The organism is Mesorhizobium sp. P2_E10 (genome assembly GCF_056404235.1).
On sequence record NZ_JBFUEK010000016.1, the window covers coordinates 19113 to 45323 of the forward strand.

General features: G+C 63.0%; 26 protein-coding genes. 17 read left to right on the plus strand and 9 right to left on the minus strand.

Annotated elements, in window-relative coordinates:
• Positions 1–21: 21 nt before the first annotated feature.
• Together AC1D0N_RS27190 and AC1D0N_RS27195 are read right to left on the minus strand one after the other, a co-directional pair.
• On the minus strand, positions 22–1515 hold the full coding sequence (locus tag AC1D0N_RS27190) for a helicase HerA domain-containing protein (protein ID WP_477249143.1): 1494 nt from the start codon (positions 1513–1515) through the stop codon (positions 22–24).
• Between the two features lie 136 nt (positions 1516–1651).
• Positions 1652–2293 (minus strand): glutathione S-transferase family protein, encoded by a 642-nt coding sequence (locus tag AC1D0N_RS27195; RefSeq protein WP_477249145.1) that lies wholly within the window; start codon positions 2291–2293, stop codon positions 1652–1654.
• A 172-nt stretch (positions 2294–2465) separates the two neighbouring features.
• Here AC1D0N_RS27195 and AC1D0N_RS27200 point away from each other — a divergent pair, with 172 nt between their 5' ends.
• Together AC1D0N_RS27200 and AC1D0N_RS27205 are read left to right on the plus strand one after the other, a co-directional pair.
• Positions 2466–2696 carry a hypothetical protein gene (locus tag AC1D0N_RS27200; protein ID WP_477249146.1) on the plus strand — a complete coding sequence of 77 codons (231 nt, stop codon included), beginning with the start codon at positions 2466–2468 and terminating at the stop codon, positions 2694–2696.
• Positions 2697–2778: 82 nt separating this feature from the next.
• Positions 2779–3045: a DUF982 domain-containing protein gene (locus tag AC1D0N_RS27205; protein WP_477249148.1), complete on the plus strand. Its 267-nt coding sequence runs from the start codon at positions 2779–2781 to the stop codon at positions 3043–3045.
• 21 nt (positions 3046–3066) lie between these two features.
• On the opposite strand, the gene AC1D0N_RS27210 is transcribed toward AC1D0N_RS27205, so the two are convergent.
• A complete protein-coding gene (locus tag AC1D0N_RS27210; protein ID WP_477249149.1) occupies positions 3067–3552 on the minus strand; it encodes a hypothetical protein in 486 nt (161 codons plus the stop codon).
• A gap of 227 nt (positions 3553–3779) precedes the next feature.
• Here AC1D0N_RS27210 and AC1D0N_RS27215 point away from each other — a divergent pair, with 227 nt between their 5' ends.
• Both AC1D0N_RS27215 and AC1D0N_RS27220 read left to right on the plus strand, forming a co-directional pair.
• Positions 3780–4145, plus strand: a complete 366-nt coding sequence (locus AC1D0N_RS27215; RefSeq protein WP_477249151.1) for a RidA family protein — start codon at positions 3780–3782, stop codon at positions 4143–4145.
• Between the two features lie 27 nt (positions 4146–4172).
• The gene (locus AC1D0N_RS27220; RefSeq protein WP_477249153.1) at positions 4173–5399 is read left to right on the plus strand and encodes an amidohydrolase/deacetylase family metallohydrolase; all 1227 of its coding nucleotides are present in this window, start codon (positions 4173–4175) and stop codon (positions 5397–5399) included.
• Positions 5400–5554: 155 nt separating this feature from the next.
• On the opposite strand, the gene AC1D0N_RS27225 is transcribed toward AC1D0N_RS27220, so the two are convergent.
• The gene (locus AC1D0N_RS27225; RefSeq protein WP_477249154.1) at positions 5555–7345 is read right to left on the minus strand and encodes an NAD(P)-binding domain-containing protein; all 1791 of its coding nucleotides are present in this window, start codon (positions 7343–7345) and stop codon (positions 5555–5557) included.
• Positions 7346–7823: 478 nt separating this feature from the next.
• Between AC1D0N_RS27225 and kdpF the strand changes: the two genes are divergently transcribed.
• Genes kdpF through AC1D0N_RS27260 form a run of 7 tightly spaced genes read left to right on the plus strand, consistent with a single transcriptional unit; the run spans position 7824 to position 16022 of the window.
• Entirely contained in the window at positions 7824–7913 is a 90-nt protein-coding gene (kdpF, locus tag AC1D0N_RS27230) for a K(+)-transporting ATPase subunit F (RefSeq protein WP_081609884.1), read from the plus strand.
• A gap of 34 nt (positions 7914–7947) precedes the next feature.
• Entirely contained in the window at positions 7948–9651 is a 1704-nt protein-coding gene (gene kdpA / locus AC1D0N_RS27235; RefSeq protein WP_477249157.1) for a potassium-transporting ATPase subunit KdpA, read from the plus strand.
• Between the two features lie 7 nt (positions 9652–9658).
• Complete coding sequence (locus AC1D0N_RS27240) at positions 9659–9868, plus strand: hypothetical protein (RefSeq protein ID WP_477249159.1); 210 nt, start codon at positions 9659–9661, stop codon at positions 9866–9868.
• Positions 9865–11958, plus strand: coding sequence for a potassium-transporting ATPase subunit KdpB (gene kdpB / locus AC1D0N_RS27245; protein WP_477249161.1), 2094 nt, complete (start codon positions 9865–9867; stop codon positions 11956–11958). The genes AC1D0N_RS27240 and kdpB overlap by 4 nt, the downstream gene beginning before the upstream one ends.
• A 12-nt stretch (positions 11959–11970) precedes the next feature.
• Entirely contained in the window at positions 11971–12537 is a 567-nt protein-coding gene (kdpC, locus tag AC1D0N_RS27250; protein WP_477249163.1) for a potassium-transporting ATPase subunit KdpC, read from the plus strand.
• Positions 12538–12597: 60 nt separating this feature from the next.
• Entirely contained in the window at positions 12598–15333 is a 2736-nt protein-coding gene (locus AC1D0N_RS27255; RefSeq protein ID WP_477249165.1) for a DUF4118 domain-containing protein, read from the plus strand.
• Positions 15330–16022: a response regulator transcription factor gene (locus tag AC1D0N_RS27260; protein WP_477249167.1), complete on the plus strand. Its 693-nt coding sequence runs from the start codon at positions 15330–15332 to the stop codon at positions 16020–16022. Before AC1D0N_RS27255 ends, AC1D0N_RS27260 begins: the two co-directional genes overlap by 4 nt.
• Before the next feature lie 27 nt (positions 16023–16049).
• Here AC1D0N_RS27260 and AC1D0N_RS27265 read toward each other — a convergent pair whose 3' ends face one another.
• Entirely contained in the window at positions 16050–16634 is a 585-nt protein-coding gene (locus AC1D0N_RS27265; RefSeq protein ID WP_477249169.1) for an invasion associated locus B family protein, read from the minus strand.
• Between the two features lie 224 nt (positions 16635–16858).
• Here AC1D0N_RS27265 and AC1D0N_RS27270 point away from each other — a divergent pair, with 224 nt between their 5' ends.
• From AC1D0N_RS27270 to AC1D0N_RS27280, 3 genes are all read left to right on the plus strand, one after another.
• On the plus strand, positions 16859–17164 hold the full coding sequence (locus AC1D0N_RS27270; protein WP_477249171.1) for a hypothetical protein: 306 nt from the start codon (positions 16859–16861) through the stop codon (positions 17162–17164).
• A 129-nt stretch (positions 17165–17293) separates the two neighbouring features.
• A complete protein-coding gene (locus tag AC1D0N_RS27275; protein WP_477249173.1) occupies positions 17294–17770 on the plus strand; it encodes an NUDIX hydrolase in 477 nt (158 codons plus the stop codon).
• A gap of 335 nt (positions 17771–18105) precedes the next feature.
• Complete coding sequence (locus AC1D0N_RS27280) at positions 18106–20586, plus strand: EAL domain-containing protein (protein WP_477249175.1); 2481 nt, start codon at positions 18106–18108, stop codon at positions 20584–20586.
• A gap of 21 nt (positions 20587–20607) precedes the next feature.
• Here the strand turns inward: AC1D0N_RS27280 and AC1D0N_RS27285 are convergent, their stop codons facing one another.
• On the minus strand, positions 20608–21708 hold the full coding sequence (locus AC1D0N_RS27285; protein ID WP_477249177.1) for an OmpA family protein: 1101 nt from the start codon (positions 21706–21708) through the stop codon (positions 20608–20610).
• Between the two features lie 72 nt (positions 21709–21780).
• On the minus strand, positions 21781–22308 hold the full coding sequence (locus AC1D0N_RS27290; RefSeq protein ID WP_477249179.1) for a GNAT family N-acetyltransferase: 528 nt from the start codon (positions 22306–22308) through the stop codon (positions 21781–21783).
• 203 nt (positions 22309–22511) lie between these two features.
• Here AC1D0N_RS27290 and AC1D0N_RS27295 point away from each other — a divergent pair, with 203 nt between their 5' ends.
• Positions 22512–22967, plus strand: a complete 456-nt coding sequence (locus AC1D0N_RS27295; protein WP_477249181.1) for a DUF2214 family protein — start codon at positions 22512–22514, stop codon at positions 22965–22967.
• Here AC1D0N_RS27295 and nth read toward each other — a convergent pair.
• Positions 22961–23764, minus strand: coding sequence for an endonuclease III (gene nth / locus AC1D0N_RS27300; RefSeq protein ID WP_477249183.1), 804 nt, complete (start codon positions 23762–23764; stop codon positions 22961–22963). The genes AC1D0N_RS27295 and nth overlap by 7 nt on opposite strands.
• 22 nt (positions 23765–23786) lie before the next feature.
• On the opposite strand from nth, the gene AC1D0N_RS27305 reads away from it, so the two are divergent.
• Positions 23787–24281 (plus strand): DUF2244 domain-containing protein, encoded by a 495-nt coding sequence (locus AC1D0N_RS27305; RefSeq protein WP_477249184.1) that lies wholly within the window; start codon positions 23787–23789, stop codon positions 24279–24281.
• Between the two features lie 9 nt (positions 24282–24290).
• Here the strand turns inward: AC1D0N_RS27305 and AC1D0N_RS27310 are convergent, their stop codons facing one another.
• A complete protein-coding gene (locus AC1D0N_RS27310) occupies positions 24291–25106 on the minus strand; it encodes a class I SAM-dependent methyltransferase (RefSeq protein WP_477249186.1) in 816 nt (271 codons plus the stop codon).
• Positions 25107–25238: 132 nt separating this feature from the next.
• Here AC1D0N_RS27310 and AC1D0N_RS27315 point away from each other — a divergent pair, with 132 nt between their 5' ends.
• The gene (locus tag AC1D0N_RS27315; RefSeq protein WP_477249250.1) at positions 25239–26126 is read left to right on the plus strand and encodes a methylated-DNA--[protein]-cysteine S-methyltransferase; all 888 of its coding nucleotides are present in this window, start codon (positions 25239–25241) and stop codon (positions 26124–26126) included.
• Positions 26127–26211: the final 85 nt, after the last annotated feature.

The following is a 26211-nucleotide window of genomic DNA, read 5'->3' on the forward strand; positions in this document are numbered from 1 at the left end:
ATGAACATCTTCTTGACCGCATCACACCGCCAACTGCCCCGCCTCCTCGGCATTGGGGTCGCCAGGTGCCGTTGCCCAGGCGAGTTCGACCAGCGTCACGGTGCGCCGGCCGAGGCCGTCAAGCTGGCAGACGATCAGGCCCTGCTCCTCGATATAGGTCAGCAGGCGCCGGGCGCGGCGCAGCGAGTGGGAGCCATAGGCGCGGGCAATCGCGGCATCGCTCGGGCAGGGCCAGCCCTCCTTCGCCGCACGCGCGATCATCATGAACACGCCTTGCATATCCTCGGGCAGCAGCGAGGCGCGCACCGAGACATCCTGCCAGGCATCGTCGCCGGCCATATCGGAGCCGAGCCCGGCGCGGGCGCGTGTGAGCATGCGGCGGAACTCCGGCAGCGCCGGCACGACCGAGGCGAGGCCTTCGATCCGGCAACGGACCACGAACTCCTGGTAAAGCACGCCGAGCACTCGAAACCCTGCGTCGGGTTCCGCCAGCACGGCGCGCAAAACACGGTCCATCCGCTCACGCCGCTCCGCCAGATCCTCGGCGCTGATCGGCGCCTCCACCACTTCGGGACGGATTTCCCGCGTCGCCGATTTCGCCGCCATCAGCTGATCGAGCAGATCCGGCGACGAACGGCGCTGCGGCCGGACAGTTTCCGGCGGCGGCGCCGCCAGGATGATGGCGCGGGCGTCCTCCAGCGCTGCTTCCGGCATCGCCATCAGCCGCGGGGTGCCATTGCGCGGGTGGGTATCGGTCGGACCGATGCGCAAGCCGAGCGGACGGCGCGACAGCGCCGGGCCGAGCGCCATGAAATGCCCGCGCTCCAAATCGCGAAACGCCTCCGCCTGCCGCCGTTCCATGCCGAGAAGGTCGGCGGCGCGCGCCATGTCGATATCCAGAAAGGTTCGGCCCATGAGGAAGTTGGACGCCTCGGCGGCGACGTTCTTGGCGAGCTTGGCCAAGCGCTGGGTGGCGATGATGCCGGCAAGCCCGCGTTTGCGGCCACGGCACATCAAATTGGTCATGGCGCCGAGCGAGAGTTTGCGCGCCTCGTCCGACACCTCGCCGGCCACCGCCGGCGCAAACAATTGCGCCTCGTCCACCACCACCAGCATCGGGTACCAGTGGTCGCGGGCGACCTCGAAAAGCCCGCCGAGAAAAGCGGCGGCGCGCCGCATCTGGTTCTCGGCGTCGAGCCCTTCAAGGTTGAGCACCGTGGAGACGCGATGCATGCGCGCCCGCTCGCCGGCGCTCTGCAGGCCGCGCTCGGTATGGTCCTCGGCATCGATCACCAAATGGCCGAAACGGTCACCCAGCGAGACGAAGTCGCCCTCGGGGTCGATGATGGTCTGCTGCACCCAGGGCGCGCTCTGCTCCAAGAGCCTGCGCAAAAGATGCGATTTGCCGGAGCCGGAATTGCCCTGCACCAACAGGCGGGTCGCCAGCAGCTCCTCAAGATCCAGGGTCGCCGGGGCGCCTGCGCTCGTCTGTCCCATCTCGATCGCAACGGTCATGGCCGACTCTCCTTGGAGAGAGGGCTTATCAACCTGACCGCGGCCCGTCGAGCGGGCGATCACCGCCCGCCCGGTGTTCCACACCTATGCTGCCAAAGCGCCACACCTCAGCCTGCCTACCCCAAGGGAAGGTGCATCAAGCCGGCTTCACCGGCGGCAAAAGCGGCGCCTTCAGCCCGTCGAAGGGATCGCGCCAGGTGTCGATGTCTTCGAGCCGGCGATACCAGGCGAAGATGGAGGGATAATCACCCAGCGGCAGGCCGGCGACATCGTTGAAGGGCAGAAAGGTCGCCATGCGGAAATCGGCATAGGAGAGCGAAGTGCCGACCAGCCATTGCCGTTGGGAAAGCTCCGCCTCGAGGATTGCTGCCGCCCTGCGGAATTCTTCCATTCCCTCTTCGATCTTGCCCGGATCGATCGGGCCAAGTCCATAGCGCTGCTTGGTGCCGCGCTCGAAATGCACGGTGTCGCAAGCCCTGACGAAGCTCCCCTTGCCCCAGCTCAGCCATCGGATCATGTCGGGTTCGTCGTCGCCGCTGCGCCAGAAATCCGAATGCGCGCCGCGTGAAAGCCGGCAGGCTATGGCGTCGGCCTCCCAGAGGCTGCCCCACGGACCTGCCAGTATGGGCAATGCAAGATTGGGATTGAGCGGCCGAAACCGCTCGGCCTGCCCCGGCGCCATGGGTGCGGCGAACTCAAACTCAACCTTCGCCTTGAGCGTGCGCGCCACCGCGACCGCAAGGCGAGGATTGGGATTGCGGCTGAAGAACAGTTTCATCTCGATGCCGGTGCTGGATGGTATCGGCTCGACCTTATCGTCCCTTCATCGACTGAACAAATTTGGCGGCAGCGTGTCGGCAATCGCTCTGGTCGGACCACCATTCCGCTGGCGCAATCCGCCGTTCGGCGTATCATTCAAATAGGGGAGGGTTCATGGCAGGAGGAGGCCAATGAACGTCGTGCCGAGGGTGGCTGTCGTTGACCTGACAGCCCAACAACTTGTTTCATCTGCGCTTTCAAAATTCCGCGCCGGCGACACCATATCGACCAGGGCAACACTGGACGCCGTCCGCCGCAGTGCTCCGGCTTGCGGCGACAGCGACGACGAATTGGTCGAACTGATCGTCATGACGGCAATTGGTAGGACCATGGGTGTCGTGTTCGACCATCGGTCCCGATAGCTTTATTTGGCCCGACAGCTTTACCTGGAACGAATACCCCGATTGGGCCGTTCGACCTGAGTAGAGTTCAGGAGTTGGCGTAATGCGTGATGAACAGTTCGACATTTCCGTGACGATCGAGGGCGAGCAGGCCGTACTTCCCCTGACAGTGACCGGGACAGTCCAGGCCGCCTCGCTGCTGGTCGACAACTGGCCGGATGACAGCCGCGGGCCAAAATACCGGTCGGCCTTGAAAGCCCAGATGGATGCGATGGAGCAGCGGCGTGCGGTTGGCACGGCGCGACGCGCATTCAGCGCCGCCGCACGCGAGGCCAGCATGTTCGTGCGTGAAGGCCTGCCAAGCGGCTGACCTGCCGGGACCGGTGCGCGTTTAGCTGCCCAGCGGATGCGGCATGTAGCCGACAAAGCCTGCTATCTTCCAGCGATCAGCCACTTTCGTGCAGAAATAGAGCGTCTGCCATTTCAACTTGTCGACTGTGCCGTCGGCTTTGGCGATGGAGCCGTTGAACTTCTTGTGCAGCACGGCGCGGTCGCCGTCGACATCGATATCACGCATGTTGGTGACCCGGAAAATCGCCTCGCGCAGCGGTTCGGCAAACTCTGTCGCCGCCGTCTCCTTGGCCTGGCGCAGCCACTCGTCGCGATAGGCCGTCAGCGTCGGGAACTGCAGCCGCCACGCGTCCGCGTCACTGAGGAAATGCGCGTGCATGCCAAAGAAGCTTCCGGCAACGAAATCATCCTCGACCATCGACCAGTCCTGGCTGATAAAAGCGTCGATGTCGCGCCGCACCAGCATCTCCCAAAGCGCGTGACGATCGGCATCACCGGCCGGAAACGGGTTCTTGTCGTAAGTCATTCCTGGTCTCTCCTGCCTGGACGTTTGCCTGCCGTCTCACGGTCCAAGCCGCTTGAGCGCTATCGGCCGGCGGCGGCAAAATGCTGGCTCGCCTGTCGTAAAGCAACACGCATTTCAAATAATCTTGCTTGCTTGCAAGGCCTCTATGAGGATTGGCTGGAGAGGCGTAGAGCGTCCGGAAGAAATGGGTCGCTGCGTCCCGAGAAGTCTGAACAGGAGACCATTCCTTGCCCAAACAATGCTTTGGAACATCCCACGTCCCGCTCTCCCCGGCTGTGCGGGCCGGCGATTTCGTCTATGTCTCCGGCCAGGTGCCGGTCGGCAGCGATGGCCTGGTGGTCAAAGGCGGCATCGTTGAGCAGACCGAGCAGGTGCTCTCCAACATCAATGCAGCCCTGGCGCTGGCCGGCTGCACCCTGGACGATGTCGTCAAGACCACGGTCTGGCTCGAGGATGCGCGCGATTTCGGCGCCTTCAACACTGTCTATGCCAGGCATTTTCCTAGGAATCCGCCGGCCCGCACCACCGTCGAATCGCGGCTGATGATCGACATCAAGATCGAGGTCGAGGCCGTCGCCTACAGGCCGGTCTGACAGGACGATGCAAGGGAGCAGGCGCCGATGCAATTCGATCTCCTCGTAAAAGGCGGCCGCATCATCGATCCGGCCTCGGGGCTCGACGGACAGCGCGACGTTGCCATCGCCAATGGCCGCATCGCCGCGATCGAAGCCGCCATCGATGCTGAACACGCCACAAAAGTCGTCGATGCCAGAGATTGCATCGTCACGCCCGGCCTCATCGACCTGCACAGCCACGTCTACTGGGGCGGCACTTCGCTTGGCGTCGATGCCGACCGTCTCGCCGCCAAGAGCGGCACCACCACCTTCATCGACGCCGGCAGTGCCGGCGCCGGCAATTTCCTCGGCTTTCGCCGCCACGTCATCGAACGCTCGAAGGTGCGCATCCTCGCCTACGTCAACATTTCCTTCGCCGGCATTTTTGGCTTCTCGCAGACCGTGTCGGTCGGCGAGTGCAGCGATCTCAGGCTCTGCGAACCACGCGAGGTCGTCGCGGCGGTGCGTGAGCACGCCGATGTGGTCGTCGGCGTGAAAGTCCGCTCCGGCAAGCATGCCGGTGGCACCAGCGGCATCGCCCCGGTCGATTTGGCGCTCGAGGCCGCCGACAAAGCGGGCATGCCGCTGATGGCGCATATTGACGAGCCGCCACCCGGCCGTTCGGAAGTGCTGCCGCGCCTGCGCAAGGGCGACATCCTCACCCATTGTTTCCGGCCGTTTCCCAACGCGCCGGTCTTTGCCTCCGGCGTGGTGCGGCCGGACATGCATCTGGCACGCGAGCGCGGCGTCATTTTCGACATCGGCCACGGCATGGGCTCGTTCGACTTCGAGGTCGCCAAAGCGATGCTCAAGGAGGGGCTGGCGCCCGACGTGATCTCGAGCGACGTGCACCTCTACTGCGTCGACGGTCCCGCGTTCGACATCCTTGTCTGCATGTCGAAACTGCTGGCGCTCGGCATGCCGCTGGTCGAAGTCCTGCGCGCCGCCACCGAGCGCCCCGCGCAAGCGATCGCAAGACCCGATCTCGGCACGCTGGCGGTTGGTTCGGTCGGCGACGTCGCGGTGCTCAGGCTCGCTTCAGGCCGCTTCACCTTCGTCGACGCGGTCGGCGCTTCGCTGATTGCCGGGCAGCGGCTGGTCTCGGACGGCATCGCCATCGGCGGCACCTGGTGGCCGAACGAGGCGCCCGACCACAACGAAACCGAGCGCTTCGAAGCGCATGCGCAGCATACACATGTAGAGGTCGCTGCGCAGCATTTTGGGCGCGGGTGATCTCCCCCCTCGAGGGGGGAGATGTCGCCGAAGGCGACAGAGGGGGTCGCCGCGCGTAAAGCGCCAACCTCCATCTGTCGCAAGAGGCCGAGCCCAGTCGGACCAACCCCCTCTGGCCTGCCGGCCATCTCCCCCTCGAGGGGGGAGATCGCGCTTCACCGCCCTGCGTTACTCGGCGCCCCATACACCGGCGTCGCAATGCCCTCCATCCGTGCCTTGATCTGCAGCGCCACGAACTTCGAGTAAAACCGCGACAGCGCCAGATTGCCGCCGTGGAACCACAGTGCTTCCTGCGCGGTCGGCTTCCACATGTTGCGCAATTCGCCTTGCCATGGCCCCGGATCGCCCTTCACGCCCGAGCCAATCCCCCAGCACGGACCGACCTTGTCGGCGACCTCGCGCGAGACGACGCCCGCCACGGTCTCGTTCATCGATTGATAGCCGGTGCAGGAGATGATCGCGTCAGCGCCCAGCTCGGTGCCATCGTCAAAAAGAATGCCTGTCTGCGTCAGCGACTTGATCGCCACGCCGCTGCGAACGCCGATCTCGCCATCGATGATCAATTCCGAGGCGCCGACATCGATGTAAAAACCCGAGCCGGTGCGGTAGGCCTTCATCAGCAGGCCGGTCTCGTCCTCACCGAAATCGATGGCGAAGCCAGCGCCGCGCAATCGGTCGTAGAACGCCGCGTCGCGCGCCTTGATGATTTCGTAGAGCGCCCGCTGGCCTTTCGGCAGCAGCGCGAACGGCGTCGAGGCGACGATCATGTCGGCCTTCTCGGTGGTGATGCCGCGCGCCAGCGCCTTTTCCGAAAAGATCTCGAAGCCGACTTCCATCAGCGTGTCCGACTTGACCACCGTCGTCGGCGACCGCTGGACCATCGTCACCTTGGCGCCGCTCTCCCACAGGTCGACGCTGACATCATGGCCCGAACTTGCCGCGCCGATGACGGCAACGGCCTTGCCGCGGAATTTCTCACCGCTGGAATACTGGCTGGAATGCAGCAACTCGCCCTTGAACTGTTCCGCACCCGGCAGATCGATCTGTCGCGGCGGACCGTAGGCGCCGGTGGCGAAGGCGATGTGCTTCGGCTTCAACGTGATGCGCCGGCCGACGCGCTCCACCTCGACGGTCCAGAGCTTTTCGGCCTCGTCATAGCTGGCGCTGATGCACTTCGTCGCGACCCAGTAGTTGAGCTCCATGACCCTCGTGTACATCTCCAGCCAGTCGCCCATCTTGTCCTTTGGCGTGAACACCGGCCAGTTTTCCGGAAACGGAATGTAGGGCAGATGGTCGTACCAGACCGGGTCGTGCAGCACGAGCGAGCGATAGCGGTTGCGCCAGGAATCGCCGGGCCGGGCATTCCTCTCGATGATGATCGTGGGCACGCCCAGTTGCCTGAGCCGCGCCCCCAGCATGATGCCGCCCTGGCCGCCGCCGATGATCAGGCAATAGGGCTGCTCGCTGGCGCCGAGGTCGCGTGTCTCGCGCGCCCGCGCCTCCGACCAGGTCTCGCGGTCCGGATCGGCCTTGTGGCGCACACCGAGCGGCCGCGCCGGCCCTTTGCGCTCCTCAAATCCCTTGAGATCGCTCATCGCCGTGAATAGCGTCCGGCAGCGGCCGTCCTGCAAACGCATCAGGCCCTGGCCATGCGCCGATGACGTCTCGAAGGTAAACCAGGCTTCTATCGTGCCTTCGTCCGAAGTGGCCTCGCCGGCGAGTTGCCAGGCGGTCGGTTTGGTCGTCGCCAGCGTCGCCTTGAGCATGTCGCGGATCGCAGCGTGGCCTTCCATGGTCTTGATGTTCCAGGTGAAGGCTAAGAGATCGCGCCAATAGCAGTCCTCGACGAACAGCCCGGTCACCGCCGTGGCGTCGCCCGCTTCGAGCGCCCGCGCAAAGGCGGAGAGCCATGTCGCCGCCTGTTTCGATGGTGCCATGTCGAGCATCTGGTCTTCCCTCATCCTGCACGCCGCACGCGGCAGAAATCCCGACCTCTCGGTCCTTCTCTGCCGTTCGTCGACCCCTACCATAATGGCGATAATCCGCTCGCAACAACCCCGAAGCCTGGCGTGCGGATTGCGATCAAATGTCCGACATATCGCCGTCAGGCGGAGCGAGGCCCGGCCCCCCGCGTCGGAAATCTTTATAGGAATTTTATATCTTTCCTCTGCGCCCCGTCTCGAACCTTTATGGCGATCGGATCCATATTCCATGACGAGCAAAACGCTCCCGGCGCCGTCACTGATCAAGCTACGGCGAGCCTCTTTCATGGAATTTCGGCCCTGCCGATTGCAGAGCCAAGTACAAAGCCGAAGTAAGGAACAGCACAATGGACGTCATTGTCATCGGGATAGGCGTTTTGTTTTTCGCCCTGTCCTTCGCCTACGTCAAAGCCTGCGACAGAATTTGAGCGGGGATCCAAAAATGCTTGTCGATTATATCCTTGGCGGCGGTGTGACCTTGTTCCTCCTCGCCTACCTGACTTACGCCCTCGTTCGTCCAGAACGCTTCTGACAGCACCTGGTACCAGGCACGGAAAGCACCTTCAATGACTCTCAACGGATGGCTCCAGATCCTCGTTTATTGCGGGATCATCATTTTGCTGGTGAAGCCGCTCGGCGGCTACATGCACCGCATCTTCACCGGCGAACGCACATTGCTTTCGCCGCTTTTTGGCCCGCTTGAGCGCGGGCTTTATCGCATTTCGGGAACCAGCGGGCGCGAGGAGCAGCACTGGACCGGCTATGCGGCGGCCCTGCTGTTCTTCAACCTGGCCGGTTTCCTGGTGCTCTATGCCTTGCAGCGGCTGCAGGGCAGCCTGCCCTACAATCCCGCCGGCATGGCCGCCGTCGAGCCTGGGCTCGCCTTCAACACCGCCGCCAGCTTCATGACCAACACCAACTGGCAGAACTACGGCGGCGAAAGCACAATGTCCTATCTCGTGCAGATGGCCGGCTTCACCGTGCAGAACTTCCTGTCGGCGGCAACCGGCATCGCCATCGCCATCGCGCTGATCCGTGGCTTTGCCCGGGCATCGGGCAAATCGATCGGCAATTTCTGGGTCGATATGACCCGCTCCACCCTCTATCTGCTGTTGCCGTTCTGTATCGTCCTGACGCTGGTCTATGTCTGGCTCGGCATGCCGCAGACGCTCGGCGCCTATGTCAACACGACGACGCTCGAGGGCGCCCGGCAGACCATCGCGGTCGGACCGGTCGCCTCGCAAATCGCCATCAAGATGCTCGGCACCAATGGCGGTGGCTTCTTCAACGCCAACGCCGCCCACCCGTTCGAAAATCCCGATGCGATCTCCAACCTGATCCAGATGGTGACGATCTTTGCCATCGGTGCGGCGCTGACCAATGTTTTCGGCCGCATGATCGGCAACCAGCGCCAGGGCTGGGCGATCCTCGCCGCCATGGGCGTCATGTTCATCGCCGGCGTCGCCATCTGCTATTGGGCTGAAGCCGCCGGCAACCCGCTGGTCCATGCACTTGGCATCGATGGCGGCAACATGGAAGGCAAGGAGAGCCGCTTCGGCATCGCCTTGTCGGCATTGTTCGCGGTCATCACCACAGCCGCGTCCTGTGGCGCGGTCAATGCCATGCATGGCTCCTTCACCGCGCTGGGCGGCATGATCCCGATCATCAACATGCAGCTCGGCGAAGTCATCGTCGGCGGTGTCGGCGCCGGTCTCTACGGTATTCTGATGTACATCGTCGTTGCCGTCTTCGTCGCCGGCCTGATGGTTGGCCGCACGCCCGAATATCTCGGCAAGAAGATCGAGGCCAAGGAGGTCAAGATGGCAATGCTCGCCATCCTCTGCCTGCCGCTGGCGATGCTGATCTTCACCGCCGTCGCCGTGGTGCTGCCGACAGGCGTTGCCTCGATGGGCAATTCCGGCCCGCACGGCTTCTCCGAGGTTCTCTATGCCTACACCTCGGCGGCGGCCAACAATGGCTCGGCCTTTGGCGGACTGACCGGCAACACGCCCTGGTACAACATCACCATCGGCATCGGCATGCTGATGGGCCGCTTCCTGGTCATCATTCCGGCCCTGGCCATAGCCGGCTCGCTGGTGGCGAAGAAGACGGTTCCGGCCTCCGCCGGCACCTTCCCGACCGACGGTCCGCTGTTCGTCGGGCTGCTGGTCGGCGTCATCCTGATCGTCGGCGGCCTGACCTTCTTCCCGGCTCTGGCCGTCGGACCGATCGTCGAACATCTGGCCGGCATCCATGGGCAGACCTTCTGAGACCGTCATGGGCTGGTTCAACATCATGCGCCGCAAGGCTCGGCCCCGAGCCGACAATGCGGGGGAGGCAACTCCCCCTCCCTTCCCGACCGTGTCCACCTTCCTCGGCCTGGCGGCAGTCATGATCGTGATCTGGCTGCTGGTCTACGGGCCGCCCTTTTCGGCATCCGATCGACCGGTGCCGTCCAACAACAGCGAAGCCGGAGCTTCAAAATGAGTCACTCAAAATCGGCCAGCATCATGGATGCCCGCATCCTGTGGCCCGCCATCGGCGGCGCCTTCAGGAAACTGAACCCGCGCACCTTGAGCAAAAATCCGGTGATGTTCGTCGTCGCCGTCGTCTCGGCGCTCACCACCGTGCTCTTCATCAAGGACCTCGTCACCGGCGGTGGCGATCTCGGCTTCTCGCTGCAGATCATCATCTGGCTGTGGTTCACCGTGCTGTTCGCCAATTTCGCCGAAGCGGTCGCCGAAGGCCGCGGCAAGGCGCAGGCGGATTCTCTGCGCAAGGCGCGCACCGAGACCCAGGCCAAGCTGCTGACCGGCGAGGACCGCACAAAATTCAAGCTGGTGCCCGGCACCAGCCTGAAGGTTGGCGACGCGGTTCTGGTCGAAGCCGGCGACATCATCCCGTCGGATGGTGAAGTGATCGAAGGTGTCGCCTCGGTCAACGAGGCGGCGATAACAGGTGAATCGGCGCCGGTCATCCGCGAATCCGGCGGCGACCGTTCGGCCGTCACCGGCGGCACGCAGGTGCTGTCCGACTGGATTCGCGTGCGCATCACTGCCGCCTCCGGGCATACTTTCCTCGACCGCATGATCTCGCTGGTCGAAGGGGCCTCGCGCCAGAAGACGCCGAACGAAATCGCGCTCAACATCCTGCTCGTCGGCATGACGCTGATCTTCGTGCTGGCCACCGCGACCATCCCGAGCTTCGCCTCCTATTCGGGCGGCTACATCTCGGTGACCGTGCTTGTCGCTTTGTTCGTCACTCTGATCCCGACCACCATCGGCGCGCTGCTGTCGGCCATCGGCATTGCCGGCATGGATCGCCTGGTGCGCTTCAATGTGCTGGCCATGTCCGGCCGCGCCGTCGAGGCCGCCGGCGACGTCGACACGCTGCTGCTCGACAAGACCGGCACCATCACGCTTGGCAATCGCCAGGCGACGCAGTTCCGCCCGGTCAAGGGCGTCACTGAACAGGAACTGGCCGACGCCGCCCAGCTTGCCTCGCTCGCCGACGAGACCCCTGAGGGACGCTCGATCGTCGTGCTGGCCAAGGAAAAATACGCCATCCGCGCCCGCGACATGGCGACATTGCACGCCACCTTCGTGCCCTTCACCGCGCAGACCCGCATGAGCGGCGTCGACGTCGATGGCTCGTCGGTGCGCAAGGGCGCGGTCGACTCGGTGCTCGCTTTTGTCAATCAGTCGACGGTAGCCACCCATGGCACACGTCCCGGCAGCGACACCGTGCGCGACCTGCAGGCCATCGCCGACGAGATCGCCAAGTCTGGTGGCACGCCGCTGGCGGTGGAGCGCGACGGCCGCCTGCTCGGCGTCGTCCACCTCAAGGACATCGTCAAGGGCGGCATTCGCGAACGCTTTGCCGAACTGCGCAAGATGGGCATCCGCACGGTGATGATCACCGGCGACAATCCGATGACTGCGGCGGCGATCGCAGCCGAAGCCGGCGTCGACGATTTCCTCGCCCAGGCGACGCCCGAGGACAAGCTGAAGCTGATCCGCGACGAACAGGCCAAGGGCAAGCTGGTCGCCATGTGCGGTGACGGCACCAACGATGCGCCCGCACTTGCCCAGGCCGATGTCGGCGTCGCCATGAACACCGGCACGGTCGCCGCCCGCGAAGCCGGCAACATGGTCGACCTCGACAGCGACCCGACCAAGCTGATCGAGATCGTCGAGATCGGCAAGGCGCTGCTGATGACGCGTGGTTCGTTGACGACCTTCTCCATCGCCAACGACGTGGCCAAATACTTTGCCATCATCCCCGCCATGTTCGCCGTCTTCTACATCGCGCCGGGGCACACCACCGGCCCGTTGGAAGCTCTCAACATCATGCATCTGGCAACGCCGCAGAGCGCCATCCTCTCGGCCATCATCTTCAACGCGCTGATCATCATCGCGCTGATTCCGCTGTCGCTGAAAGGCGTCAAATATCGCGCCATCGGTGCCGGCGCACTGCTCAGCCGCAACCTGCTCGTCTACGGCCTCGGCGGCATCTTCGTCCCGTTCGTCGGCATCAAGGCGATCGACATGGCCATCACCGCGCTTGGCCTCGCATAAGGAAATACATTCATGCTCAAGCAAATTAGACCCGCGATCGTCATGATCGTCTTCTTCACCGTCCTGACCGGCCTGGTCTATCCCCTGGGGATGACCGGCATCGCCCAGGCTCTGTTCCCGCATCAAGCGAATGGCAGCCTGATCGAGAAGGACGGTCAGGTCATCGGCTCCGAACTGATCGGCCAGGGCTTCGCCAGCGACAAGTATTTCCATGGCCGGCCTTCGGCTGCCGGGGACGGCTACAACGCCGCCGCCTCCGGCGGCACCAACCTCGGCCCGACCAACCCCAAACTGATCGACCGCATCAAGGGCGACGCCGAAAAATTGAAGGCGGAAAATCCGAACCAGCCGGTGCCGATGGATCTGGTCACGACCTCTGGCAGCGGGCTGGACCCGCATATCAGTCCGGAAGCGGCCTACTTCCAGGTCGCCCGGGTGGCCAAGGCCAGGGGTGCCGACGAGGCCAAGGTCAAGACGCTGGTCGACAGCAACATCGAGGATCGCGAACTCGGCTTCATGGGCGAGCCGGTGGTCAACGTGCTGGCGCTCAACCTTGCGCTGGACGCCGCGAAAGAGTGAATGGTACCAGCCGGGGATCGACAGCATCCCCGGCGCCATTCATGATCGACAAGAATGCCAATGCCGGAAGATAGAAGCAACGAAACCAGACCTTCTCCGGACGCGCTGCTTGATCATGCGGAGCGGGAGGCGCGCGGTCGCCTGAGGATATTTCTGGGCGCGGCACCGGGCGTCGGCAAGACCTACGAAATGTTGATGTCGGGCCGCGCCAGGCTGGCCGACGGCATCGACGTGGTGATCGGCATCGTCGAGACGCACGGCCGCAAGGAAACCCTGGCGCTGGTCGAGGGCTACGAGGTCATCCCGCGCCAGAAAGTCGACTACAAGGGCCGCATCCTCGAAGAGATGGATATCGATGCTATCCTCGCCCGGCGCCCTGCTCTCGTTCTTGTCGACGAGCTCGCCCACACCAATGCGCCGGGCAGCCGCCATCCCAAGCGCTACCTCGACGTCCAGGAAATCCTGACGCACGGCATCGACGTCTACACGACGCTCAACATCCAGCATGTCGAAAGCCTGAACGACGTCGTGGCGCAGATCACCCGCGTCAGGGTCCGCGAGACGGTCCCGGACTCCATCATCGATCAGGCCGACGACGTCGAGATCATCGACCTCACCCCCGACGACCTGATCAAGCGGCTCGAAGAGGGCAAGGTCTATTTCCCCAACACTGCCCAGCGCGCGATCGAGAACTATTTCTCGCCCGGCAATTTGACGGCGCTGAGAGAACTGGCGCTGCGCCGCACCGCCCAGCGCGTCGACGAGCAATTGCTGATCCATATGCAGGCCCATGCCATCCCCGGACCGTGGGCAGCCGGGGAAAGGGTTCTCGTCTGCGTCGACGCGCGTCCAGGCGGGGCCGCCCGCGTCCGCTATGCGCGCAGGCTGGCCGACCGGCTCCGTGCCCCGTGGACGGCGCTCAATGTCGATACACCTCGCTCGGCCGCCATGTCCGAGGAGGACAAGGACCGGCTGGCGACGCATTTGCGCCTTGCCGAGCAGCTCGGCGCCGAGGTGACGACCATTCCGGGTCAGAACGTCGCCCAGGACATCGTTCGCCACGCGACGGCGAACAACTTCACCCATATCGTCATCGGCAGGCCGACGCGATCGCGTTGGCGCGAACTGATCGAGGGCTCGCTCACCTACGATCTCATCCGCAATGCCGGCGACATCAGCGTCCATGTCATTTCGGGAACCGATCGAGGCAACGAGGCCAGCGCCAGGAGCGTCAAGGCGGCGGACGAGCAGTGGCAGTTCGATGTCTGGCCCTATCTCAAAGCGACGGCCTTCGTTGCTGGCTCGCTCGCCTTTGCCGTTCTGCTCGACCAGTTTCTCGACGTTCGCAATCTCGCGATCATCTTTCTCATCGGCGTGCTGACATCGGCGGTGACCGGCGGTCTGTGGCCGGCCCTGTACGCCTGTCTCGTCAGCGCCCTCGCCTTCAACTACTTTTTCCTGGAGCCGCGCTACACGCTGACGATCCGGGATCCGGAGAGCATCGTCGCCCTCGCCGTCTTCCTCGTTGTTGCCGTCATCGCCAGCAACCTGACGGCGCGGGTGCAGCGTCAGGCGGTCGCCGCCCGCTCACGCGCACGGGCGACGGAAGACATCTATCTCTTTTCAAAGAAGCTTGCTGGCGCCGGCACGCTCGACGACGTGCTCTGGGCCACTGCCTTCCAGATCGCCTCGATGCTGAAGCTGCGTGTGGTGCTGCTCCTGCCGGAGGACGGAACGATCACCGTCAAGGCCGGCTATCCGCCCGACGACACGCTGGCCGAGGCCGACATCGCGGCCGCGCGCTGGGCCTGGGAGCACAACCGTGCCGCCGGGCGCGGCGCCGACACGCTGCCTGGTGCTAAACGCCTCTATCTGCCGTTGCGGACCGGGCGCACGGCGGTCGGTGTCGTCGGCCTCGACAACGACAGGCAAGGTCCGTTGCTGACGCCCGAGCAGCAGCGGCTGCTCGATGCGCTCGCCGACCAGGCGGCTGTCGCCATCGAGCGTATTCAGCTCGTCGGCGACGTCGACCGGGCCAAGCTTGCGGCCGAGGCGGACCGCCTGCGCTCGGCGCTGCTGACCTCCATTTCCCATGATCTGAAAACGCCGCTTGCCGCCATCATGGGCGCGGCCGGCACGCTCCGCGAATTTGCGCCGGCTCTTCCTGAAGAAGACCGGGCGGAATTGCTGTCGACCGTGCTCGACGAATCGGAGCGATTGAACCGCTTCATCGCCAATCTGCTCGACATGACCAAGATCGAATCCGGCGCCATGGAGCCGAACTATGCCTTCCACTATGTCGGCGACATTGTCGGTTCCGCGCTGCGTCGGGCGAAGAAGATCATCTGCGAGCACAAGACCGAGATAGACATTCCCGCGGATCTGCCGATGTTGCGGCTTGACCCCGTCCTGTTCGAGCAGGTGCTGTTCAATCTCCTCGACAATGCCGCAAAATACGCGCCATCGGGCTCGACGATCCGGCTGCAGGGCTGGGTCGACAACGGGTCCGTCACCCTGCAGATCATGGATGAGGGACCGGGCATTCCCCCTGGCGATCTCGAACGCATCTTCGATACGTTCTACCGGGTGCGCAAAGGCGACCAGGTCCGCGCCGGCACCGGGCTTGGTTTGTCGATCTGCCGCGGCTTCATCGAGGCCATGGGCGGGACGATTGCGGCGGCAAACCGGACCGACCGCTCGGGTGCCGTTTTCACCATCCGAATGCCGGTGGCGGCGGAACTGCCCGATGTCGTCGACGCCAATGTTGATGACCAGGATGTGAGCAATTTGGCATGACCAATTCGAACGTCAGGATATTGGTCGTCGACGACGAGCCGCCAATCAGAAAACTGCTTCGCGTCGGCCTCGGCAGCCAAGGCTATGCGATCAGCGAGGCACCCAACGCCAAGGCCGCGATCGAGATCGTTGAGACGGACAGGCCGGACCTGATCCTGCTCGATCTCGGCCTGCCCAGCATGAGTGGCCACGACCTTTTGCGCAAATGGCGCGACGATGGCCTCGATATTCCGGTGGTCATCCTGTCCAGCCGCACCGACGAGGCCGGCATCGTCCAGGCTCTGGAGCTTGGCGCTGACGATTATGTCACCAAGCCGTTCGGCATGAACGAACTGGTCGCGCGCATTCGCGTGGCGCTCCGCCACAAATTCCAGCAGCAGGGCGAGAAGCCGGTGTTCCACACCGGTGACCTCACCGTCGATCTGGTCAAGCGCATCGTCAAGGTCGAGGGCAAGGAGATAAAACTGTCGCCGAAGGAATACGACATCCTGCGCATCCTGGTGCAGCATGCCGGCAAGGTGCTCACCCACCATTTTCTGCTGAAACAGGTGTGGGGCGATTCGACCGACGTGCAGTATCTCAGGGTCTATGTCCGCCAGCTCAGGCAGAAGATCGAAAAGACCCCCGACCAGCCGCGCTACATCACCACCGAAACCGGCGTCGGCTATCGCCTTCGCGAAGTCGAGTGAAGGCGAAGCACGTTGCTTTGTCGACGCTCAGTCGGCCGACAGTTCCGCGGTTCTGGCAAGCGCACCGGCAAAGCCGTTCAGGGGGATCGAAAAACTGACCGGCTGCAGCGTGTCCGCCGCGACCGCATCGATCTTCAAGGTCGTGCCGGCCGCGAGCAGGGGCGTGACGTTCGCATCGAACGTCACCGGCACCAGACAGCCGACCGCCTGGCAAGTGTTGAACTGCAGGCTGCCCTCAAGCTTCTGGTCATCGATCGAAAGCGTAATCCCCTTGGCCAGGGCCAGGCCGAACGGCAGGGCAAGGGTTCCGGCGGCATCGTCGCCGGTCTTGCTCGACAGTTCTATCGCTAGCAGGCGCTGGTTGGTCTGCTTGTTGAACTGCTGATGCGACAGGCTGCAAACCTTGGTCGTGCCAGTGATCTGGCAATTGACGATCCAGTCGCCATGGGTCTCGGACAGGGCCGACGCACCGCCGGGCAGTTGCGGTGGCTTGGTTGCGTCGGCGGCAGCTGCCACCACCTTGTCACCCTTGGTTTGCGCCGCAAACGCCACCGATCCGGCGATGCAGGCCGCGCCAAGCATTGCCAAGAAATATGCTCGCTTGCTTCTCATCGAGATCCCCTATTGCCCTGGTTCGGAGCAAGCCATTGAGCCCAGGCAGGCACCGACGCGATAGAGCGGCGAAACGACCGCTTCCGTCAAGAGCCACGCCGGATCGCCAGTCAGATTCTTGGGCGACGACCCCACCAATTTGGCTGTAGTCGACCCTTGACCATGGCACATCGGGACAAACGCCCTATATCTAGGAAGGTTCTGTTTTGCACGGGAATGAGTGCATGTCGCCGCTTCGCCTATCGACGGTCTTGATGACGGCAATTCTGGCAACAGCGATGCTGTCGGTTGCAAGCCCGTACGCTTCGGCGCAGGTCGTCATCCCGACAAATCGCAACGCGCTGGTCGAGCAAAACGAACTGCAGATGCTGGAGAACAGACTGCAGCGGCAGCAATTTCAGCAGCAGCAACAGCAGTTCCGTGCCCAGGATCGCGAGATCGTGCTGCCGCAACGGCCGATTGTGCCGGTGATCAAGCCAAGCTGCCAGCTGCAGCCGTCGGGTAGCGGTTTTGTCACCGTATGTCGCTGACAAGCCGGCGCTTTTCATTTATTTAGCCGACTTATGTGATTGTGATGCTGCCTGGAGCAAAGGCGGTTTTGGCTTTTGCAGCGGTGCCTGATCGCGTTATGGGGCATTGCTTCGACTGGATTCTCACCAATGGCAGCCACCAAGAAGAAAGCGGTCCGCAAGGCAAAGAAAGGCGAACGGATCCGCCAGGTTGCAGCCATTCCCTTTCGGCTGGGCCAAGCTGGCGATATCGAAATCATGCTGGTGACGTCGCGCACGACGAAGCGCTTCATCGTGCCCAAGGGCTGGCCGATGAAGGGTAAGAGCGGGCGCAAGGCGGCGATGATCGAAGCCCAGGAAGAAGCCGGTGTTCTCGGCAAGATCGTGAAGGAGCCGGCCGGCGCGTATTCATACTGGAAACGGTTGTCGAACCGCTTCGTCCACGTCGACGTCATTGTCTATTTGCTTGAGGTAACCGAGGAGCTCGCCGACTGGCAGGAGGCCAAGAGGCGGCAGCGTGCGTGGTTGGCCCCGGCCGACGCGGCGTCGCTCATCGACGAGCCGGATCTTTCAACCCTCGTCAGCGCTTTGAAGGCACCCGAAACCGCAGCGGCCAACCCGGCTTGAATTTCGCGAAGCTCGTAAAGCAATGTGACGCAGCCGGGTCAACTGCTCTATAACCTTGCAGAATCCGGACAATGACTGCACCTTGAAGAAAATCGAATATGATAAAACTTTACCTAAACATCTATTACCTGACGCGACGTAACATGTGAATTGCCAAGACAAGCGATTCTAGAAGCAAAAAACCCGAAGAATTTATTGGCCGTTAAGACCGGCATGCTACTCGGATTGCTGTTGCTGTTTGCAGGCGACATGAGGCAAGGGCATCGCCCTCATCGACATCTGCATCACTCGGCAGGCAAGTTAACGGGGGTCATGGCAATCTCCATGGAAGCTCGATGAAGCTTTCGCAGACAGACACCAGCCCCCGTCTTCTCGGGCTCGTCTGGCCATTCATCATTGTCGTCCTTGTTCAGGCCATGGTCGCCAGCGGCAGCCTCTACACTCTGTCGGCAGTCCGCGCCTATGTCGGCGGTGAAAGCCAGTGGTCGAAGGGCCAGAAACACGCGATCTATTTTCTCAGCCTCTATGCCGGCACCGGCAGGGAAGAATTCTTCGGCGAGTATCGCGCAGCCATCGCAATTCCGCTGGCCGATCATGCGGCGCGGCTTGCTCTCGAGCAATCCGAACCGGACACGAACGCCGCTCGCATCGGATTCCTGCAAGGCGGAAATCACGCGGATGACGTGACGGGGATGATCTGGCTGTTCCAGAATTTTCGCGGCTTCAGCTATCTCGACACGGCCATCCGGCACTGGACGGCTGCCGACAGCATGATCCTTGACCTCGACCGACTGGGCGACTCGATACATCGCACTTTCAGGCAGGAACCGGTCACCGCGGCGCAAATCCGTGCCTGGAAGACAGAAATTCATCAGCTCGACCACCAGATCGGCCCGCTCTCCAAGGCTTTTTCCGACAGTCTCGGCGAGGGATCCCGCTTCATCATGATGGCGCTCATGATGGCCAATCTCGCCACCGCCGCATTGCTTATCGTGCTTGCGGTTTGGCGCACCCGCAAACTCCTGGCGCAGCGCCGGGCTTTCCAGAACGCCCTCAACACCGAACGTGAGCGTGCCCAGATCACGCTGGCTTCCATCGGACAGGCCGTCATCAGCACCGGAGCAGACGGCTGCCTGGATTATATGAACTCCGTGGCGGAATGTCTGCTGGCATGCCCGCTTAGTGAGGCCAAGGGCAAGCCAGTCGCGTCGCTGTTTCGGCTGGTGGACAAGGACACTGGCGTCGAAGAGCCTCAGTTGATGGAGCGCCTGCTGGCCGGTGAGCCGCACGGCGCCAACGTCCGCCCGCAACTGCTGCAGCGCGCTGACGGCTCACTTGTTCCCGTTGCGTTGACCGGTGCGCCACTCCTCGTTTCCGGGCGCGTCGTCGGCGCGGTCCTCGCCTTCCACGACATGAGGCGTGAACAGGAGTACATCGAGCGGCTTTCATGGCAGGCGTCGCACGACGCGCTGACCGGGCTTGTCAACCGCCGCGACTTCGAGGCCCGCCTGGAAAGGGCAATCGCGGAACTGCGGTCCCGCGAGCACGCGCTGATGTATCTCGATCTCGACCAGTTCAAGCTTGTCAACGATACCTGTGGTCATGCCGCCGGTGATCAGTTGCTGCGGCAGATTTCCGTGCTGCTCGGCAATGAACTGCGGCCAGGCGACGTCCTGGCCCGGTTGGGTGGTGATGAGTTCGGCGTGCTGCTGCTCGATTGCCAACCGGATCTCGCTGCCAGCATCGCCGAACGGCTGCGCGCGACCGTGCAGGATCTGCATTTCGCCTGGGGCGCCAGGCAGTTCAACATCAGCGTCAGCATTGGCATGGTTCAGATCACCAATCGCGAGATCACGCTCGAGGAGGCCCTGCAAGCCGCCGATGTCGCCTGCTACATGGCCAAGGAAAAGGGCCGCAACCGGGTTCAGTTGCATAGCGACAGCGACATGGCCTTGCGGGAGCGCTTCAGCGAGATGGCCTGGGTTCAGCGCCTGCACGCAGCGCTGGAGGAGAACCGGTTCAAGCTTCATGCCCAGGAAATCTGGCCGCTCAACGGGGCAGCGGCGGAAGCCGGCGCTCATATCGAGATCCTGTTGCGGCTGACGGACGAGGACGGCCTCATCGTTTCGCCAGCCAGCTTCATTCCGGCGGCCGAGCGCTACGGCCTGATGCCGTCGATCGACCGTTGGGTGGTGCGCAACACCTTGAGCATTCTGGCCGCCCGCCTTGCCGATCTGCAAGCCGCCCCCATCGCCACCTGCGCCATCAATCTTTCCGGAGCGAGTTTCGGCGACGAGACGTTCCTCGGCTTCCTGCGCGAACAGTTTCTCGTCCACGGCATTCCCCCGAAAATGATCTGCCTTGAGATCACCGAGACCAGTGCCATCGCCGACCTCGCCAACGCCATCCGCTTCATTGCAGACTTGCGCCAATTGGGGTGCCGCTTCGCCCTCGACGACTTCGGCTCCGGCATGTCTTCCTTCGCCTATCTGAAGCACCTGCCTGTCGACTACCTCAAGATCGACGGCAGCTTCGTCAAGGACATGCTGGAGGATCGGATCGACCGTGCCATGGTCGAGATGATCCATCATATCGGCAAGGTGATGGGCAAGCGCACCATCGCCGAATTCGTCGAAAGCGAAGGCATTGTCGCGGCATTGAAGGAAATCGGCGTCGACTACGCCCAGGGCTTCGCCATCGCCCGGCCGCAACCTTTCGATGCCTCGACGCGGTTGCTGAGCCCGGGAGCAGCACCGCCCGCTCTTGACGACGATCTGTGGAGCGCCCTTGCGCGCAAGCTGCGCAAGGCCGGATGACCACAGAAGCAGCCGGCTTCCTCAGTTCAGCTTGACCAGCACCACCCGGCGGTTCTTGGCACGGCCCGCCTCATCGTCATTGCTGGCGACAGGCGCCATCATGCCGGCGCCGGCGGCCGTCAACCGCGCAGCGTCGATGCCGTATTTCGACACAAGCGCCGCCTTGACCGCTTGCGCCCGCCGCGACGACAGGTCGAGATTGTAGTCGAAGGCGCCCTGATTGTCGGTGTGGCCGACAACGATCACCGCCATCTTGGGCTCATTGGCGAGAAGCGTCGAAATCTCCTTCAGCGTCGGCTCCGATTCCGGCTTGATGTCCGCCTTGTCGGTGTCGAAGAAGATGCCATAGAGCGAGATGCTGCCGGTCGTGGTCAGCGAATCCGCCATCTTGGCCGCTTCGACCACCACCATCTTCTTGTCGCGCGCCTTGGGCTCCAGCACATGGACGACGGCGACGGTGCGGCCGTTGAGTTCCTTGCAGTAGAGATCGTCGGTCAGCGAATAGGTCTGCACGGTGACATAGGCGTCGCCGCCATCCTGCGGCACCTTGGCCGCGAAAAAGCGCTGATCGTTGATGCCCGAGGCCAACGCACAAGCGCCGTTGGAAAAAGCCGCATCCTTGAGATCGCTCTCATGGAAGAAATACATCGTCAGGCTCATGTCGCCGCCGCCGCCGCTCGACGAACGGTCGGCGGCACCACCGCATTCCTCCTTCTTGCATTCGAACAGCACTTCGCCGCCGGCCGCCTCGACCACATCCTGATAGTTGCGCAGCACTTCGAGTGGCGAGCGCTCGGCCGGCAGCACATAGGCGATGCGGGTCAAGGCGCCTTCGACCTCGGCCTTCTTGTCCGGCGCAAAAACGCGGTTGTTCATCGCATCACGCGCGTCCGCATCGGCGCTCGGCTTCAGCGCTGACAGCGGCACGTTGAAGTCGGTGAAGGCTGACTTCTGATACGAGACGATGAACGAACCTTCGTAGCGCTTGGCCAGATGATTGTCGGCAGCGCCTTCAATATCGGCGGTTGGCACTGTCGCGTCGGCTGCCGCCAGCCGCACCGTCACCAGGAGCACAAGTCCCGCCCAGAAAAACTTTACAATTGTCGCCCTCATTGCACCCATCGGTCGCCCCTCTTCGGATGAAAATTGACGCCTAGCAGAGCATACATGTCCGGTCGATGACGCGCTTCACACTCACCGTTCGAGCAGGATCGTCGCCGCATCGTGATAGGTGGTCCGCAGCAATTCCTTGTAACCGCACTTTGCCGCGACATTCAGCGAGCCGGTGTTTTCCGGATCTATGATGCAGACGGTTCTTGCGAATGTCTCGTCGCCCCAGGCGAGAGTCCGCCCGACGACTTCGCTGGCAAGCCCCTGCCCGTGTGCGTGCGAAGCCAGCGCCCAGCCGGCTTCTGGAATGCCTTCGATCGACGGCTCCATATCACGCTTCAAATCGTGAAAGCCGGCCTCCCCAATGAAATGGCCGGTCGCCTTGTCCTCGATTGCCCAGAAGCCGTAGCCCAGCAGTGACCACAGGCCGGCATGCCGCAGGAAGCGCATCCAGCTTTCTTCTCGCGTGCGCGGCTTGCCGCCGATGAAACGGGTGACGACAGGATCAGCCCACATCGTCACATAGGCGTCGAAATCGCCCAACCGGTGCGCCCGCAGGATGGTTCGTTGCGTCTCGATGACCGGAGCCGATCGTGTTTGAAGAGCGCTCATGACATGCCTCGCTTGGGATAGCTGGCGACTAGCAAACAGCCTGACGGATACCAAGGGCCAGCAACTGGCCCGGCCCTATGTCAGCCGCGAACATAGGCTGCGGGTATGGGAATCTTGCCGAACGATGCTACCTTTCGCCAACAGTCGATTTGAGAATGGCCGACGTGCCGGTTCGGCGCCGGCCGTCCAAAGTGAGGGAACACATGGATACCACCGATCTTGTGCTTGCCATCGTCCATCATTTGCTGGTGTTCTCGCTGGCGGGCATCATCGGCGCCGAGTTTGTCCTGATCCGCGGCGACCTGCCTGCCGCGACACTGAAGCGCCTTGCCGGCATCGATCGCCACTATGGCATCATCGCCACGCTGATCGTCATCGTCGGCATCGGCCGCGTCCTTTACGGCCTGAAGGGCTGGGAGTTCTATGTCTACAACTGGGTGTTCTGGGCAAAAATGGCGGCCTTCGCCATTGTCGGCCTGTTGTCGATCATCCCGACCATCCGCTTCATTTCCTGGAACCGGCAGGCCAGCGCCAATCCCGCTTTCCTGGTGCCGGCAGCTGAGCTCGCTTCCGTGAAAACCTATATCCGCGCCGAAGCCTTCATCTTCCTGCTGATCCCGGTCTTCGCGGCGGCGATGGCGCGCGGCTACGGCTACTGAATTTCATCCGGCGGGCCGAGCGGCGCGAGTTCGACCAGCGGCGCCGGCACATCGGTCGTCTTCTCCTGCGCCTTGCAGATATCGGCGATGACGCAGGCCGGGCAGTCCGGTTTGCGCGCCTTGCAGACATAGCGGCCATGCAGGATCAGCCAGTGATGCGCATGGCGCATAAATTCGTCCGGGATGATCCGCAGCAGCCCTTGCTCGACCTGTTCAGGCGTTTTGCCGGGGGCCAGACCGAGCCGGTTGCCGATGCGCAAAATATGCGTGTCGACGGCCATCGTGTGCTGGCCGAAGGCCATGTTGAGCACGACATTGGCGGTCTTGCGCCCGACACCTGGAAGTTCGACCAGCTGTTCGCGGTTGTCAGGTACTTCGCCGCCATGATCGCGGATCAGCGCTTGCGACAGCGCAATGACGTTCTTGGCCTTGTTGCGCCACAGCCCGATGGTGCGGATGTGGTCGCCAACCCTGGCTTCGCCCAGCGCCAGCATCTTTTGCGGCGTATCGGCAACCTTGAACAGCGCCCGCGTCGCCTTGTTGACGCCGGCATCGGTGGCTTGCGCCGACAGCACCACCGCAACCAGCAGCGTGAAGGCGTTGACATGTTCGAGTTCGCCCTTCGGCTCGGGTCGCTGGACGGAGAAGCGCCTAAAAATCTCGTGCACTTCGGCCGCGCTGTAAAGCGAACCGGGTCGCGCCGGCCTCGCCCGCGGCTTGGCCTTCGAGCCGTCACGGCGGCCAGGCGGCAATTCATTTTTGGGTGCGGACAATTTTTTCGACTTGGGGCTCGCCATTCCCTTCCTATAGTATTCCCGCATGAGCGACACAAACGCCTCATTCCAGGCTGACGAACCCTTCTTCCGGGCGCTACTGACACCGCACCGCTCGCTGGGCAAAACCGGCTTTGCCGTGCTGATGGGGGCGCTGCTGTTCGGCTGGCTGGTGATGGGCGCGTTTTTCCTGTCGCGCGGCGCCTGGCCGGTGTTCGGTTTCTTCGGCCTCGACGTGATCGCCGTCTACATCGCCTTTCGCGCCAACTATCGTGCCGCCCGTGCCCGCGAGGAAGTCTCGGTTTCACGCACCGCGCTCGACATCCGCAAGACGGCGCCGTCGGGCAAATCCGAAGCGCATCGCTTCAATCCGTTCTGGGCGCGCTTTTCGATCGCCCGCCACGCCGAGATCGGCATCACCAGAATGGCGGTGGTGGCGCAAGGACAGAATGTGCCGATCGGGTCTTTCCTGGACCCCGATTCCCGCGAAAGTTTTGCCACCGCCTTTTCGCGAGCGCTGGCGACCGCGAAGACCCGCTGAACCGGTGTTTCAGAATCGGAAGCGCAAGATTCTGCCGACCTTGCGCAATGCGGGGATATGTCTCCAAAGCTGGATAAACAGTTTCGCGGACCAGCCCAAGCCGGCAGTGCGTTCAGGGCTGTAGGCTGAGATATCATCGACAAAGCGCAGCTTCGGAACGGCTCGCTCCAGCTCGTGCGGATCGTCGATGGCCCAGTGGACCTCGGCGCCCGTTGCCCTGATGGTTGGATTGAGCCGAAGCAGCTTCAGGCCGAAGCGGCTGTAGGCGTCAAACATCAGCTCGCCGCTGGCAAGATGCGAGACGAGGCGCGAAATCAGGCGCGGTCCCTCTTCGGCGGGAAGATAGGGCGTCAGCCCCTCCATCACTACGACGGCCGGGCGATTACGGGGCACTTTGGTCAGCCAATCCGGCTCGGTCACCGACGAGGCGACGAGATGGTAGTGACCTCGGGACGGGTAGAGCCTGCGCCTGAGTTCGATCACTTCCGGGTAGTCGACATCGAACCACTCCACGCCTTCCGGCGGATCGACACGGAAGATGCGCGTATCGAGCCCGCACCCCAGATGCAGCACGATGGCGTCGGGATTTCTGGCGAGAAAGTCCTGAACGCGGACGTCCAGTGTCTTCGCCCTGGTCGCCAGGCCAACGCCGAGATTGTCGTCGACCTTGAGCCTGGAGAAATCATAGTCGATCTTGCGCACCGCCTCGTCGGCGAAATGATCCCTGAGCAGCGAACTCGGCAACCTGCTTTCCCTCGCCTTGCCGTAGAGCGTCATCAGCAAAGTCTCCTTTGCCCCGGTCAGATTTACTTTCTCGCCGGCCATGATCGCCTCCTCAACTCAAAGCCAGCTCTATCTGGGTATGCGCGCCAGGAAGGCAAGTTTCGGGTGGTGGCAAAGGCCGGGAAGACCGATATTCGCGGTCAAGGAGATATTGCCATGAACGCCCAGATGACCATGAATGCGCAGATGAAACCGACAGCCATCCTGCAAAACGACATCACGCCCGAAGGCAGCGACTACGAAGTCGTGCGCCGCGCCATCGAGAAGATCAGCCTCGATTACCGTGACCAGCCCTCGCTCGAGACATTGGCCGAGGAAGTCGGCGAGACGCCGACCGGCCTGCAGAAACTGTTCACCCGTTGGGCCGGCCTGTCGCCGAAGGCCTTTTTGCAGGCCGTTACGCTGGACCATGCGCGCAAGCTGCTCGATTCCGGCATGCCGCTGCTCGAAGCTTCGTTCGAGGTTGGCATGTCCGGCCCCGGTCGGTTGCACGATCTCTTCGTCACCCACGAGGCGATGTCGCCGGGCGACTACAAGACGCGCGGCGCCGGGCTGACCATCCGCTACGGCTATCACATCTCGCCTTTTGGCATCGCCCTGATCATGGTCACCGACCGCGGACTGGCCGGCCTTGCCTTCAACGATGCCGGCGGCGAGCGCGCGGCCTTCGCCGATATGTCGGGCCGCTGGCCTAACGCCACCTATGTCGAGGATATGAGCGCCACGGCACCCTATGCCGCCCGTATCTTCGATCCGACGCTGTGGCGCGCCGACCAGCCGCTGCGCGTGGTGATGATCGGCACCGACTTCCAGCTCCGCGTCTGGGAAGCCCTGCTGCGCATCCCGATGGGCAGGGCCTGCACCTATTCCTCCATCGCCGCCCGCATCGGCGCCCCGAGTGCAAGCCGTGCGGTGGGTGCCGCGGTCGGCGCCAACCCGATGTCCTTCGTCGTGCCGTGCCATCGGGCGCTCGGCAAATCCGGCGCGCTCACCGGCTACCACTGGGGCCTGACGCGCAAGCGCGCCATCCTCGGCTGGGAAGCGGGACAGACGGCATCCTGACACGACCCGCAAAAAGCAACACCGGCGAAGACTTTTCGCCGGTGTTTTCGTTTCATGGCAAGAACGACATCGCCTTGCCAGTGAA